24 protein-coding genes and 2 pseudogenes are annotated in these 13,013 nt (G+C 53.4%); 23 read left to right on the top strand and 3 right to left on the bottom strand.

Annotated features, from left to right (window positions below; translation table 11 throughout):
- Positions 1 to 109 precede the first annotated feature (109 nt).
- From ACQ86N_RS18005 to ACQ86N_RS17995, 3 genes and pseudogenes are all read right to left on the bottom strand, one after another.
- Positions 110 to 673, bottom strand: coding sequence for an isochorismatase family cysteine hydrolase (locus ACQ86N_RS18005; RefSeq protein WP_431216351.1), 564 nt, complete (start codon positions 671 to 673; stop codon positions 110 to 112).
- 56 nt (positions 674 to 729) lie between these two features.
- Positions 730 to 918: a hypothetical protein gene (locus ACQ86N_RS18000; protein WP_431216350.1), complete on the bottom strand. Its 189-nt coding sequence runs from the start codon at positions 916 to 918 to the stop codon at positions 730 to 732.
- Between the two features lie 66 nt (positions 919 to 984).
- Positions 985 to 1,245, bottom strand: a pseudogene (locus ACQ86N_RS17995) (cyclic nucleotide-binding domain-containing protein); the annotation flags it as partial.
- Between the two features lie 175 nt (positions 1,246 to 1,420).
- On the opposite strand from ACQ86N_RS17995, the gene ACQ86N_RS17990 reads away from it, so the two are divergent.
- From ACQ86N_RS17990 to ACQ86N_RS17880, 23 genes and pseudogenes are all read left to right on the top strand, one after another.
- Entirely contained in the window at positions 1,421 to 2,215 is a 795-nt protein-coding gene (locus ACQ86N_RS17990; RefSeq protein WP_431216349.1) for a hypothetical protein, read from the top strand.
- Positions 2,216 to 2,283: 68 nt separating this feature from the next.
- A complete protein-coding gene (locus ACQ86N_RS17985) occupies positions 2,284 to 2,865 on the top strand; it encodes a hypothetical protein (RefSeq protein WP_431216348.1) in 582 nt (193 codons plus the stop codon).
- A gap of 13 nt (positions 2,866 to 2,878) precedes the next feature.
- The gene (locus ACQ86N_RS17980; protein WP_431216347.1) at positions 2,879 to 3,145 is read left to right on the top strand and encodes a hypothetical protein; all 267 of its coding nucleotides are present in this window, start codon (positions 2,879 to 2,881) and stop codon (positions 3,143 to 3,145) included.
- A gap of 307 nt (positions 3,146 to 3,452) precedes the next feature.
- Entirely contained in the window at positions 3,453 to 3,905 is a 453-nt protein-coding gene (locus ACQ86N_RS17975) for a gliding motility-associated C-terminal domain-containing protein (protein ID WP_431216346.1), read from the top strand.
- A gap of 414 nt (positions 3,906 to 4,319) precedes the next feature.
- Complete coding sequence (locus ACQ86N_RS17970) at positions 4,320 to 4,715, top strand: hypothetical protein (protein WP_431217462.1); 396 nt, start codon at positions 4,320 to 4,322, stop codon at positions 4,713 to 4,715.
- Positions 4,687 to 4,992, top strand: coding sequence for a hypothetical protein (locus ACQ86N_RS17965; protein WP_431216345.1), 306 nt, complete (start codon positions 4,687 to 4,689; stop codon positions 4,990 to 4,992). The genes ACQ86N_RS17970 and ACQ86N_RS17965 overlap by 29 nt, the downstream gene beginning before the upstream one ends.
- A 17-nt stretch (positions 4,993 to 5,009) precedes the next feature.
- Positions 5,010 to 5,075 (top strand): annotated as a pseudogene (locus ACQ86N_RS17960) (hypothetical protein); the annotation flags it as partial.
- A gap of 109 nt (positions 5,076 to 5,184) precedes the next feature.
- A complete protein-coding gene (locus ACQ86N_RS17955; RefSeq protein ID WP_431218079.1) occupies positions 5,185 to 5,382 on the top strand; it encodes a hypothetical protein in 198 nt (65 codons plus the stop codon).
- A gap of 31 nt (positions 5,383 to 5,413) precedes the next feature.
- On the top strand, positions 5,414 to 6,283 hold the full coding sequence (locus tag ACQ86N_RS17950) for a carboxy terminal-processing peptidase (RefSeq protein WP_431216344.1): 870 nt from the start codon (positions 5,414 to 5,416) through the stop codon (positions 6,281 to 6,283).
- A gap of 95 nt (positions 6,284 to 6,378) precedes the next feature.
- Complete coding sequence (locus tag ACQ86N_RS17945; RefSeq protein ID WP_431216343.1) at positions 6,379 to 6,990, top strand: DUF4369 domain-containing protein; 612 nt, start codon at positions 6,379 to 6,381, stop codon at positions 6,988 to 6,990.
- Complete coding sequence (locus tag ACQ86N_RS17940) at positions 6,953 to 7,111, top strand: TlpA family protein disulfide reductase (protein WP_431216342.1); 159 nt, start codon at positions 6,953 to 6,955, stop codon at positions 7,109 to 7,111. Before ACQ86N_RS17945 ends, ACQ86N_RS17940 begins: the two co-directional genes overlap by 38 nt.
- A complete protein-coding gene (locus ACQ86N_RS17935; protein ID WP_431216341.1) occupies positions 7,090 to 7,227 on the top strand; it encodes a thioredoxin-like domain-containing protein in 138 nt (45 codons plus the stop codon). Before ACQ86N_RS17940 ends, ACQ86N_RS17935 begins: the two co-directional genes overlap by 22 nt.
- Positions 7,224 to 7,391, top strand: coding sequence for a peroxiredoxin family protein (locus ACQ86N_RS17930; protein WP_431216340.1), 168 nt, complete (start codon positions 7,224 to 7,226; stop codon positions 7,389 to 7,391). The genes ACQ86N_RS17935 and ACQ86N_RS17930 overlap by 4 nt, the downstream gene beginning before the upstream one ends.
- A gap of 128 nt (positions 7,392 to 7,519) precedes the next feature.
- Entirely contained in the window at positions 7,520 to 8,071 is a 552-nt protein-coding gene (locus ACQ86N_RS17925; protein ID WP_431216339.1) for an RNA polymerase sigma factor, read from the top strand.
- The gene (locus tag ACQ86N_RS17920; RefSeq protein WP_431217461.1) at positions 7,953 to 8,297 is read left to right on the top strand and encodes a hypothetical protein; all 345 of its coding nucleotides are present in this window, start codon (positions 7,953 to 7,955) and stop codon (positions 8,295 to 8,297) included. Before ACQ86N_RS17925 ends, ACQ86N_RS17920 begins: the two co-directional genes overlap by 119 nt.
- 42 nt (positions 8,298 to 8,339) lie before the next feature.
- On the top strand, positions 8,340 to 8,753 hold the full coding sequence (locus ACQ86N_RS17915) for a hypothetical protein (RefSeq protein ID WP_431216338.1): 414 nt from the start codon (positions 8,340 to 8,342) through the stop codon (positions 8,751 to 8,753).
- 253 nt (positions 8,754 to 9,006) lie between these two features.
- On the top strand, positions 9,007 to 9,312 hold the full coding sequence (locus tag ACQ86N_RS17910) for a DUF4974 domain-containing protein (protein ID WP_431216337.1): 306 nt from the start codon (positions 9,007 to 9,009) through the stop codon (positions 9,310 to 9,312).
- A 107-nt stretch (positions 9,313 to 9,419) separates the two neighbouring features.
- The gene (locus ACQ86N_RS17905) at positions 9,420 to 10,103 is read left to right on the top strand and encodes an STN and carboxypeptidase regulatory-like domain-containing protein (RefSeq protein WP_431216336.1); all 684 of its coding nucleotides are present in this window, start codon (positions 9,420 to 9,422) and stop codon (positions 10,101 to 10,103) included.
- Complete coding sequence (locus tag ACQ86N_RS17900) at positions 10,097 to 10,249, top strand: hypothetical protein (RefSeq protein ID WP_431216335.1); 153 nt, start codon at positions 10,097 to 10,099, stop codon at positions 10,247 to 10,249. Before ACQ86N_RS17905 ends, ACQ86N_RS17900 begins: the two co-directional genes overlap by 7 nt.
- 41 nt (positions 10,250 to 10,290) lie before the next feature.
- A complete protein-coding gene (locus tag ACQ86N_RS17895; RefSeq protein ID WP_431216334.1) occupies positions 10,291 to 10,422 on the top strand; it encodes a hypothetical protein in 132 nt (43 codons plus the stop codon).
- 349 nt (positions 10,423 to 10,771) lie between these two features.
- Positions 10,772 to 10,912, top strand: a complete 141-nt coding sequence (locus tag ACQ86N_RS17890; protein WP_431216333.1) for a hypothetical protein — start codon at positions 10,772 to 10,774, stop codon at positions 10,910 to 10,912.
- 172 nt (positions 10,913 to 11,084) lie between these two features.
- Positions 11,085 to 12,176, top strand: a complete 1,092-nt coding sequence (locus ACQ86N_RS17885; RefSeq protein ID WP_431216332.1) for a hypothetical protein — start codon at positions 11,085 to 11,087, stop codon at positions 12,174 to 12,176.
- Positions 12,064 to 12,933 (top strand): hypothetical protein, encoded by an 870-nt coding sequence (locus ACQ86N_RS17880; protein ID WP_431216331.1) that lies wholly within the window; start codon positions 12,064 to 12,066, stop codon positions 12,931 to 12,933. The genes ACQ86N_RS17885 and ACQ86N_RS17880 overlap by 113 nt, the downstream gene beginning before the upstream one ends.
- Positions 12,934 to 13,013 lie beyond the last annotated feature (80 nt).

Genomic DNA, 13,013 nt, shown 5'->3' with positions numbered 1-13,013 from the left:
TGCCGCATGCGGCGTGGTTTCTGCAGGCGGTGACGGCTGTCTGTCAGGAGTAGCGGGACGGTCCGACCACGTGGCGATCGCCGGATGTCCCGGCGGCCTGGTCACGGGCCTATCCGACCCACTCGGCTAGGGTCATTACGTCAGCATGTCTTGGAAAGATTTTCGTGGTCAGCACGCGGTGCACTTCTTCATCGGCATCGGCACAGCAGTCGGCGAGTACGGTTAGCTGATAGTCCTTGTCTGTTGCTTCGCGCAGGGTCGACAGGACTACGCCGTTGGTGGAGATGCCGGTGAGTACCAGGTGCTGGATATCGTTTGACCTTAGGACCATTTCGAGGTCGCTGCCGGCGAATGCGCTGAGGGCGCGTTTGGTGATCTGCGGCTCGTCATCGCGGCGGCCGAGTTCGGGCACAATAGTATTGAATAGGTTCATATCTGCTTTGGCGAACCTTTCTTTTGCGGCGGCGAAGCCCTTGTTTTTTGGTGTTGGCTGTGGTCCGTCCTGTCTGAAGGCGACCGTTACGAAAATGACGGGCATTTTTCGCTGGCGGGCGTGGGCGATTGCTTTCTTAGTTGTCTTGATCAATTCGGGGGCAACCTGCGCAAAATTGCCGATTATTCCCAGTTGCATGTCCATTACCAGCAGGGCTGTGTTTTGTTGAGTCTGTTCCATTTGATTGATTGTGGGGCGAATTTCCTGAAGATTGGTGTTCGGGGCTGTGACAAATGTCACAATCTGTTGTCGATGTTCTTTCCGCGTATGCGGCTTAGCGTCTCCCGGCTGACGCCGATATAGGAGGCCATCTGCGACATGGAGATACGCCGGAGCAGGGCGGGTCTGTTTTGTTCTACATATTTGTATCGCTCGGCGGGTGTCGATATTTTGTAGAGGTTGCTGTATTCTTCGGAAACGAGCAATATGCGTACGAGCAGTTTTCTGAGGAATCTTTCTATTTCGGGGGTGCGGGCGAAATTGGACTCGAATTTATCCGTTTCGAATAGCCAGAGGCCTGCGTCCTCGCCGGCCTCGATGGTGAATTCGGAGGGCTGCCGGCTTTTGGCGCTATGGAGGTTGGTGGTAAATTCTCCTTCGAGGGTGAAGTTGAGGTTGATGGTGAGGCCGTCCTTGTTGTACCAGGTTCGGAGATAGCCTGTTTCGACGTGTAAAAGTGAGCGGCAGACTTCGCCTTCTTTGAGAATTGCGGCGCCTTTTGGGTATTCTTTGTAGGTGGCGACGCTGGTCAGTGCCGGAAAGATCGGCGTCTGATAGGGGGGAGAATTTTAGGAGGCTGTCTTTTAGTAGTTGGAGGTTCATTTATGGATGGTAGACTGCAAATATCTCATATTTATTGATTTGTTTTGTAATATCGAAAGTTCGGGGTAATTTATCGCCGCACCCCTTACAAAGGACCTAACCCCGATGCCCAAATTTTTCGATACCTTATTGCTATTGCTGCTGTTGCAGGGCGCGTCTGCCCAAATGCCCGTTCTCCGGTGGGCTAAAGCTTTTCAGGCTCATAATATGGCCAATCCCTCCGTATATAGCAATGGCAGAGACGTTGGGGTAGATGCGCAGGGGAACGTTTACTCGGTCGGTTATTTCAATAATACCATCGATATGGACCCAGGAACCGGCGTTTATGATATGACGGGCGGCGCACTGGAAAATTACGGCATCTATATCTCCAAGCTCGACGCCAATGGAAATTTTGTCTGGGCTAAGCAGATCCTGACCCTGGTCGAATTTGGGGAGATTGCTCTGAAGGTCGACAGGGACGGCAATGTTTATGTTGCTTCAAAACTGATGAATCCGGCTGATATGGACCCAGGCCCGGGTGTCCTGATGATGAAACCTACCGGCTACCAGGATGCGTTTGTGATAAAATTGAATACCAACGGCGACCTGGTATGGGTAAAACAGTTCGGCGGGCCGGGCGATACCGGAGCCGAGTCGACCATTCTGGAGGTCGACAAGGATAATAACGTGATCCTATGTGGGCTGTTCAACAACACGATCGACTTCGATCCCGGGCCAGGCACTTTCAATATCACTTCTACCGCCCATATTCAGGCTTTTATCGTCAAGTTAAATAGCAATGGAGACCTTATCTGGGCCAAACAATTCGGCAATTCTCCGGTTGTGTACAGCGGATCGGATATTATAGACGTCAGGTGCGATGGACAGGGAAATATTTTTACCTGTGGGCACTTTTAAGGGTTCTTGTGATTTTGACCCTGGACCGGCGAGCTATACTTTGGCATCCACTACCGAGCAGAACGGCTTTGTTTCGAAACTCACCCCCCAACGGCGATTTCGTTTGGGCCAAGGCCTTTGTCAGCACTTCGACAACCGATCCTTATTCGATGATGACCTCGAGGGGGATCGAGATAGACAGCAAGGGTAATATCATCACCACCGGATGGTTCAACGGATCGTTTGACTTCGATCCCGGCGCCGGTGTCAAGTCGGTCGCCAGTGCAAGTCACGACGACTGCTATATCCTCAAACTTACCGCGGACGGGAATTTGATTTGGGTAGAGACGATCGGCGCGGATTCCTACGATGGGGGCAATGACCTCGCACTGGATAGTGACGACAATATATACATCTGTGGCTCTTTCGGGCCTAGTGTCGACTATGATCCCGGCCCTGGCGACCATACCGTCGTTTCGCCGGGCTATGGCCCAGCCGCCATAATCAAACTAAATTCCGACGGTGGATTTATATATGCAGCCCTGTTCGATTACCTTTTCTGCAGGCGTCTGGTAGTAGACGATGCGCTGAATGTATATACAACGGGTAGTTTTAGCTCCGTAGATTTTGACCCCGGGCCCGACGTGTACAACATTTACCTCACCGACTGAAGCGCCCTATGTCTTGAAATTGGGCCGGTGTGGCAATCCGACCAGCAGTTCGCTGGATATAACGGACTGTAACTACTATAGTCTGAACAACAAGACCTTTGATCGATCCGGCACCTATACCCAGGTCATTCCGAACAAGGAGGGCTGTGATTCCGTGATCACGCTGAACCTTACCCTCACCAAAAAGTTTACCGAACAAGCGAAGACCATCTGCGACGGGGACCCTTTGTTTCGGGCGGGGAAAACAAGAACAGGTCGGGGACCTATAGGGACACGTTAACAACGACGCTGGGCTGCGATTCGATCCTGACCACCTATCTGACTGTAAACCCCAGACCTTATCCGGATCTGGGCCCGGACAAGAACCTGTGCAGCAATAGCCAGATACAGGTCTCCTCCGGGTTCGTTCCGAACGTATTCCTGGCAGGATCTGAGTGCAGGAAGCAGCTATACGATCACCGCTGCGGGTATCTATTGGGTCGAGGTCTCCAACGAGTTCGGCTGTACGGCGTCTGACACGCTAACCGTTCCGACCATCGAGCCGCTGCCGTCTGATTTTCTGAAAGCGAGGGATAGTATCTGCATCGATGATGGCGGGGAGGTGTTGGCGTTGCGGACCGTTCGACAGCTATCATTGGTCGACGGGTGAGACTGGTCAAGAGATCAACGTGAAGCAGGCTGGCGTCTATTCGCTGACGGTGACCGATGAAAAAGGATGTCAGGGAACGGAGAGCATTATTATCTATGAGAAACCTTGTGTAAAGGAAATTTATGTGCCTTCCGGATTTACGCCGAACGGCGACGGGAAGAATGATATTTTCCGACCGATGGTTTTCAGAAAGCCTGTGCAGTATCGTTTTGTGGTGTATAACCGATGGGGGATCGCAGTGTTTGAGACTGCCGATCCCCCAGCAGGGTTGGGATGGAAGGATGGGAGGGAATGCGCAGGCGAATGGGGTTTATGTAGTGGAGTTGTTATTATCAGTTTGCGGGCGGTGGGGCAGAAATTGGAGAGGGGGACTGTGGTGTTGGTGAGGTAACTGCCGGCTCAGCCCATTGGATAGGGATCGTATTTTTCCATGGTTCGTTCTTCTTGTGGTTTTCTTTCATTTACATTTTCCGGTGATCTTATGCCGGTGGCGCCGAAGGTTGGGCGTTGCCCGGGAGGCTAGCGGGCGATGCCGGTTAAAAAGGCAAAAAAACGGGGGGCTCCTTCACCCTTTTTAAGGGGCCGTTGCCTTTAGGCATATTCGCAACCTAACAACAATGAGAAAAATAGTAAGGCTGACCCTTTTAGGGACCGTCCTGTCCTGTGTGCAGGTGCAGGCAAATTCCGATGTGTCTGTTTTCGTGTCCGCCGGCTGGAAGGAGAGGGCGGGGTGGTGATACCGTCCAGGCTGAAGAATGGCGGCAACAGGCCATCCGATCGCTGACCGACAGGCTGGAGACGGAGCATTTCGGCGCCGCGGAAGATCGATGACGCCTATAGTGCCGACGTGTGGAATAAGTTCATAAACGACCTGGACAAGAATAAAGAAATATTTCTCGCCGGGGATCTGCGGAGTCTGGAGCAATATAAGACGGCCATCGACGACGAGATGCATGCACCTTCCACTCTGTTCTTCGATTCGGTGGCAAGCCTTTTTCATCGCCGGATCGGTGAAGTGATGGAAATGTATCATTCCTACCTGGCGAAGCCGGTTCGATTTTCCAGGAACAGGACCGTGGCGGATAGCCGGAAGGCTGCGGCGTGGCCGAAGGACGAGGCCGAAAGAAAGGGTGTCTGGGGAAGACAGACTTCGCCTGATGGTGCTGAAGTATATGGTGGAAGCGAAGGTCACGAAGGATGACCGGAAGGCCGTTGCCGCAGCGGCCGAAAGGGCGGGAAAGACGCTGGATATCGCGTATAAATTCAATTCTTCCTCGGAAGGAGTCGATCAGCAATTCAGTATCTACCTGAATGAAATGATGGCATGCATGGATCCGCACAGCGCCTATTTTTCCCCTGTCGATGCAAGGACGATGAATGAGGAAATGAGTCATATCTATTATGGTGTTGGTATGGAGTTAGCCGGCCAGGATGGAGAGATCACCGTGAAGAAACTGATGCCGGGGGCAGCGCGTTGAAGAGCGGGCTGCTGCAGGTGGGGGATAAGATCACCAGCGTGAGCGACAAGGACGACCGGCTGGTGGCTGTTGCCGGAATGCCGCTGGAGGAAGTGGTCAAGATGCTCCGGGGCGAAAAGGGAACGTCGGTCAGAATGCAGATCGCGCGCGCGGGGGAGGCCAGCCGGGTAATCACCCTGGCGAGGGCAGGAGATGCAGAAGGCGGACGCGGGGGCGAAAGCCGCGATCATCGAAAAGGACGGGCAAAAGATAGGCTATATCTACCTGCCGATGTTCTATGTCGACATGCAAAACCCGCAGGGCGCACATAGTTCGATAGACGTGAAAAATCTCGTGACGCAGCTGAAAGATTCGGGGATCAATGGTCTTGTGATCGACCTGAGGGAATAATCCGGGCGGGTCGCTGGATGAGGTGGCGTATATGGCTGCACTGTTCATCGATCACGGGCCGGTGGTCCAGTTGAAGGACAAGTTTGGTATCAACGGCATGGCCAAGAATCCGGGGCCCAAGGCCATTTACGACGGCCCCATGACCGTGTTGGTGAACGGCACCAGCGCTTCGGCCTCCGAGATATTTGCCGCCGCCATGCAGGACTATCGCCGAGCGATCATCATTGGCAGTCCGACTTTTGGGAAAGGTACGGCCCAGGAAAATGTGGCGATGGGGAAGGTGGCCGACCGGATACACAACAGGCCCGCGGTGAGCTATGGCGCTATCCGGCTCTCTATAAAGAAATTCTACCGCATCAATGGTGGTTCGACGCAGCTGAAAGGTGTGACGCCGGATCTGTTGTTGCCGGATGGCCAGGATTATTCGACGGTGCGTGAAAAGGATATGCCCTTCGCCATGAACTGGGATGAGATCGCTCCGATGACCTTTGAGCCTTATCCTTCATGGGATTCCGCCTTGTTCCGGCGGGCGGTTGCGCGCGTCGACCGGGACCCTGCATTTTCTATGATCCGGGAGAATGAGAAATGGCTCGATGCTCATCGTAACCCTCTTTATTCTCTTGATTTTAAGAAATTCCATGCTGAAATGGATACGCTCAACGATCATCTCGCGCAGATCACGAAAGCCAGGAGTATGGCACCGGACGACGGCGTCAGGGTGCGGGAGCAGGGCCTTTCTTCCGGGAATGTGGCAGGGGTCGGGAATGGGGAGAGGGCCGGGAATAGACAGACTGGCGGAAATGGGGTGGGGGCTGGCAACGGAGAATGGACAGGGCAATTGAAAAAGGACATCTATATCCGGGAAGCGATGAATATTCTAAACGAAATGAACAAAAAATAAAATTAGCAGTATGAAGAAGATAATTTTTTCAATAGCTTTTATGGCCGTATTGGCTGTACATGCCGAGGGCCGGCTGAATCTCAATGTTTCGATCGATGGGCTTCCCGATCATGGAGATCGTGTTCCTATACGGGATCACTTCGAAATTGCTCGACTCCGCTACCATTTCCAACCATGCTTTTTCCTTTAACACGGATATAAAGAAAGGAGACGTATTTGTCATCCAGGTAGGAAGGGGCGGGGATGCGCATAAGACGACGGCTCTGTTCCTGGAGCCAGGCACTGTATCGATGACCGGTCGGGGTCCTTATTTCGAGGGGATACAGTGTGTCGGGCCGGGCTACCTTGAGGAGGGAAGGGAGGTGGAGAAGATGATGACCGACACTGTTCGCTTTAAAGGGAGCCTTACCATTGACCAGGATATCATGGAGGCTTATAAAGTCGGCGATAAGGAAAGAATGCTGGAACTGGCGCTCACCAAGAGGGGATATGACAGTGTAAAAAAGGTAATGGGCGAACAATGGATCATGGCTCACCGCAACTCGCCGGTCAGTGCGTCGGTACTCAATTTTTTCATCCAGCCCCAGGTGCCGGTGGATTCTATCAGGTGGTATCTTGCCCAGCTTCGGGCCCGGCGCAAAGAACAACTATCTGGCCGACAATCTTTCGATGGTGACCAATTTTTCCGCCGCCACGGCAAACGGTAAAACAGCCATGGATTTTACGGAGCCGGATACGGCGGGACATGCTGTTGCGTTGTCCGGCCTCAGGGGGAAGTATGTGCTGCTTGATTTCTGGGCAAGCTGGTGCAGCCCTGCCGGGAACTGACGCCAAGGCTGAAGGCTATGTATGAAAAGTTCAGGGATAAGAATTTTACGATCCTGAGCGTCTCGCTGGATACCGACCGGGAAAATGGACGAAGGCCATTACCGCAGATGGGATGAGCTGGCCGCAGGTGTCGGATCTGAATAAGGAGAACAAGGCCGCCAAATTGTATAATATCAATGCCATTCCGGCCAGCTTTCTTATCGATCCGAAGGGCAATATCATTGCGTATTCCCCGACCGAAGAGACGCTGGAGAAAATATTGGAGAGGGTCGCGCCCTGAAGATCTCATGTGATCAGTTGGTAGTGTTAACAGAGGCCATCTGCCGGTGATAAAATACCGCAGGTGGTCTCTTTATTATCTGATTTTTATTCGATAAAACCTTTATATTTGAAAGCACTGCTTGAGAAATGGGGGTCAAAAAGATTCAAATAACAGATAGGTACGAATTGGAGGCGCTGTTCAGGAAGCACTATCACTTTCTTTGTACGGCGGCCTATTATATTACCGGTGATGAATCGACCGCCAAGGACATCGTACAGGAATTTTTTTACTACTGCTGGAAAAAGCGCGAAGAGATCATCATTGCCGGCGAGTTCAAGAGTTATGCGTCGCGGGCCGTCCGAAATGCCTGTCTGAATTACCTCAAATCTTCGCGGCGAACTTCACTACGCTCAGAATTTGTTTACAACAGCGAGCCTTCTGCCGGCGAGCCCGTTCAAGAAGAAGAAGAAGGACTGGAAGAACGAAACAAGGCCCTCTGGGCGGCTATAGACAGGCTGCCTGAACAACGGCGGCTGATCTTTTTGCTTTGCAACAAGGATGAGCTTACTTTATGCGGAGATCGCCCGAAGGCTGGATATTTCGGTCAATACAGTGAAGACGCAGATCCGGCTGGCGTATCAGTACCTGCGCGTGAGGAATGCAGATGGCTTGTGTATTTTTATTTTCCTTTTTTATAAAAAAAATAACAAATGGAATCACCCTATTTCGATGGCCGATTGCCTTTTAACGAGACACCTTATCTTGAGTGTATATGGACAAAGCAGGAAAATAACATCCGCCTCTTTCTCCAAAAGGCTCAGGTCGAGGCTGCGGGCGCTGGATCCGGCGGCGCGTTTCCCCGTTGAGGGAAGGCTGGCAGCAGCTGAAGATGCGCATCGACGCCGAGGAGAAAGAAAAAGATGAAAGTGATGAAAAGAAGCGGGGGGTTGGGCGCGGGTTATCTCAATGAGGTATGGCTATGCGGCGGCCGTCGTGCTGATCCTGCTTGGCAGGGGGGAGTCTTCCTGTGGTTGCGGGGAGGGGCGGGAGCAGAGAGCGGCCAACGCCGGGGTCGCCAATGGGAAGCCCATGAAAGCGGCGGAGGAGGCCATATTGCCGCCTTCGAGGAGCATTCAGCTCACTCTATCGGACGGAAGAAAGGTAGCCGTCGGGCAGCGGCAGACATTGGCGGAGCAGGGGGCGTGGCCATTCATACCGACAGCGGAAAGATCGAATATCAACCGAATCAGGGCGCGATGCGCGATGCAACTGCCGGGTGAAATGGCGTATAATACGCTGGAAGTACCAAGGGGCAACAAGGCGAGGATCGTCCTGCCGGATGGCACCGAGGGTCTGGATCAATGCTGCTGTCGAGAATGAAGTATCCGGACGGCGTTCAGAGGGGGCGCTAAGGTGAAGTGGAGCTGACCGGCGAGGCCTATTTCGAGGTCAACTTGCAGATGCGGAGCACCCCTTATCGTTCATGCCGGGAAGGAAGACATCCGGGTGCTTGGAACGGCGTTCAATGTGAATACCTTTGAACCTACTTTATTCACTACGCTGGTCAACGGGAAGGTGAGCGTTAAAGGCAGGACCGATGAAATGGTTCTGTCGCCCGGGGAACAGAGCTACTGTGAACACTGTGAACGGGGACGTCAGGAAAATGGTAGTCAATACGGCTGACTTTACTGCCTGGAAGGACGATCATCTATTTATCGGCAATTGTTCATTTGATAAGATGGTTGAATTACTCGGCCGGGAATTCGACTATGATATCCTTCTGGCTGATCCTTCGCTGAAGCAATTCCATTTCACGATCGATCTGCCGGAGCCCAGGAACCTGCAGGAGGTGTTGGAGCATATCTGTAACACCGGGGAAGGGATCCAGTTCACCATTACGGGAAGGACTGTGATCATCAGCCGTACTGAAGGGCATTGATCTCACGCAACACTGACGAGCACTTGCTTTATCCGGAAGGTCACCTTATTCCCGGACAGCCTATCCTATGCTGGCATTTTATTACAAAACAAAACTACACTTGGCTTATGAGATTTGATTTGCTGCCGCCTGTCGCCGGGCGTGTAAAAAGGGGTGCTATTTCCCCTGCAGTCTGGCTGCTGTTCTTTCTCCTGTCTGCCGCATCTTCCCTTAGCGCACAGGAAACGCGTCCCCTGGACAAACGGGTCAATTTCTCGACAAAGAATGTTTCTTTGCAGGAGGCGCTCGGTGCCTTACGGACGATATCGGGCGCCGCGATCTCTTTCAACTATGAAGAGGTTGCAAGGCAACCCCGGATCACTCTGCATCTGACCAATGAGACCGTGCGGTATGTCCTTGAAAAAATATTGGTACAGACGTCGCTCCAATATATCGAGGATGACAACGGCGGCGTTATTCTGAGTCCCCGAAGGAACAGGAAGGACCAGGTGAGAGGCAGTCTTGGATTCATCGTGGACGGGCAGGTAGTGGATCGAAAAGGGTTTCCGCTTTCCAATGCGAGCGTCCAGGTGGTCGGAGAAAAATATGGCGCCACTACGGACGCCAATGGGCTGTTCCGAACCGTGGTGAACGAAGGAATGGTGCTGCGCGTCAGCTATCTGGGCATGAAGACGGTGGACCACGCGATCAGGGGCAGGGATTTTGTACGGATCATGCTGGATACGGTCCCCATAGTGATGAATGATTATGTGGTCACCGGCTATCAGAATATCGACCCAAGCGGATGCTGACCAGCTCGGTATATACCCTGACCCCGGATAAGTTCATGGAGACAGGGGTTCCGTCGGTGAGTCAGATGTTGCAGGGCAAGGTGCCCGGTCTGGTGCTCACCAACTCTTCCGGGCAGTCCCCTCCGCCACGCCGAAGATCCGGATAAGGGTACCTCTCACCATCCTTGGCAATGCGTCGCCGGTATGGGTGGTCGATGGGATCATCCGGGAAGACCCGGTCGATCTCAACCCGCTGCAGATCAATACAGCGCTGCAGGACGCGCAGAGCGCAAACTTCAGCATTGTGGGGAATGCCATCTGCCGGCCTGAACCCTTGTGATATCGAGAGCATCACGGTTTCTGAAGGACGCGTCCTGCCACGGCCATTTATGGGGTCAGGGCTCGCCAACGGGGTCATCGTTGTCAAGACCAACAGGGGGAAGCCCGGTCCCACTAGCGGTGAGCTATACTCACCTCGGTGGGATTCACCGGCCGACCCAGCTATTCCAGAGGATCGATGCTATGAACTCCAGGGGACCGGATCGATGTTTCGCGGGAAGCCGCCGAAAGAGGGACCTTCTATGCCGATGTCCCGCTGCCCGCCTCCTATGAGGGGCTGCTGCAGCAGCTGTACACCCGGAACATTACGCAGGAGCAGTTCGACCGGCAGGTCAGGCAGCTAGGAGACCATGAACACGGACTGGCTGAAGATACTGGCCCGGAACCAGTTCAACCAGACCCATTCGATAGGCATTTCGGGCGGTGCGGGCAGGACGACCTATTACGCTTCGCTGGGGTATACCAATATGAGCGGGACGCTTCGAGGGTGACAATAACAAACTGTATTCGATGCTGGTCAACCCTGGACGGGGCGATCAACAACAAGATCAACTTCAGCGTGCATATGGATGGGTTCATACCGGACGGCCGATAATTTCTACAAAGTGAATCCCAGCGACTATGCCCTGAAGACCAGTCGCGCCATATCGGCTGATTCGCCTTATGTCAAGAACTGGGCCCACCCGATATCCGGTGGAACACAGCCGTTGCATTACTCCATCCTCAACTGACCTTGCGCAGACGGGCAACACCAACTCCACCCAGGGGATCAATGCATCGGCTGTTCTCGCCTGGCATATCCTTCCTGGTCTGACCTATTCGGGGACTTTTGGCGGGTCGCTGAGCAGTGATCGCAGTTTTGTCTACGCGGCCGAACAAAGCTACTATATTACGACCCTGCGGGGTTACGATTACTGGCGCCGCTGCCAACGGGAGCGCGCTGCAGCGATCTATTCCGTATTCCCGTTCGGAGGTATAGCCAATCCCGGCAGTACGAGCGGACTCACCTATACGGTCAGGAACCAGCTGGACTTCAATCATAATTTCTTTGGCGGCAGGGACCAGCTGACCGTCACGGCGATACAGGAGTTGCGTTCCACCAAGACCCAGGGAACCAGCAGCCGGGAATTGGGGTACTACCCGGACAGGGGCCAGACCTATTATTCGGCCTATTGCGCCGGGCTCAATCCCAACCCGCTGCTGAGGCACTATGTTCAGACCAGCGACAGGGTGGACAATACGATGTCCTGGATCGGGATTGCCAGCTATCGGTTCAAAAAAAGATATACGGTCAATGCCAATATCCGTACGGATGGTAACAACCGGTTTGGCCAGTACGCCAATCAGAAATTCCTCCCCAACTGGAGCGTTTCGGGAAGGTGGGATATCGGCGAGGAGCCCTGGCTGGCAAAGAGCGATATTCTCAGCGGCTGGGAGATGCATCTGAGCTATGGGACACAGGGGAATGTGGTCACGAGTGTAGGTCCCAACCTGATCGCCGGCTATCCGCAAAGTCCTGCTGACCCGAGCACCAATGAGTATATTCTGAGCCTGAAGAGTCTTCCCTATCCTGATCTTCGCTGGGGAAAAGACCCATCAATGGAATGGAGGCACATCGCTGAACCTCTTCAACGGTCATGTCATGCTTGGCGTCGACGCCTACTACAAGAAGAGCAAGGACCTCATAGTCACCAAGAATATACCCGAGGAATATGGGATCCCGCAGATGTATATGAATTATGGGTCGATGGATAACTATGGATTTGAGGGTAATTTAACGATAACCCCTATTCGCCGGAAGGATTTTTCGTGGGATCAGACCTTTATCTATTCCCAGAATTACAATAAGGTGGTCCAGTCCGACCTGAAGTACAACTACGCTGATTATCTCAGCGGCAATGCGATCGTGCCGGGTAAGCCCCTTGGCGCCCTGTATTCTTATACCTTTACGGGGCTCAGCCATCAGTATGGTATCCCGCAATATGACCTGAGCGGGGCGAAAGCCGGCGACCCTACTTCCTTCCTGTCGTATACGGGGAGGCGTGATCCGCTGATCGATATGGGAACCTCCACCAGCATCCGGTATCGTGCGCTGAGCCTGGTCGCGGACTTCCATGTGGTGTTCGGAAATCACAAGCGGCTGAACTCTATTTACAATGGAATGGCCGGATCGGGTGCGGGACTTCCGCCGTCAGATCCAGAACCTGCCCAAAGAGCTGGTGCGCTCGCTGGCGGGCGCCGGGGGATGAAATGTCATACCAATATACCTGCGTTTACCAACTGGTACCAGCAGGCTGGCTATGTGAGCGTCCCGACGTTAGACTGCGTATTACGAGGTTTTATCGCCTTACGGCATGCTATGATCTGTCCACGGCGAGGGTCGTCAACTGGGAGCTATCTCCGGTGCAGGTCTCTTTCCCTGAGATATACGCCGCCTGCGGCTATGCTGAAAGGGATGGGTATCAAGCAGCAGCAGCATTTCGGCTACCGTCAACAATCCATTCGTGGATAAAAAGCAAGGGCATGCGCTGGCAGGACCCGGAAATCGACAATGCCGGCGGGACAGCGCTGCCGATAACCGCCTCTTATTAT

It is taken from the genome of Puia sp. P3, from assembly GCF_050632245.1.
Taxonomy (GTDB): domain Bacteria; phylum Bacteroidota; class Bacteroidia; order Chitinophagales; family Chitinophagaceae; genus Puia.
The sequence above is the reverse complement of the archived record's forward strand: the minus strand, read 5'-3'. Positions and strand labels throughout refer to the sequence as shown.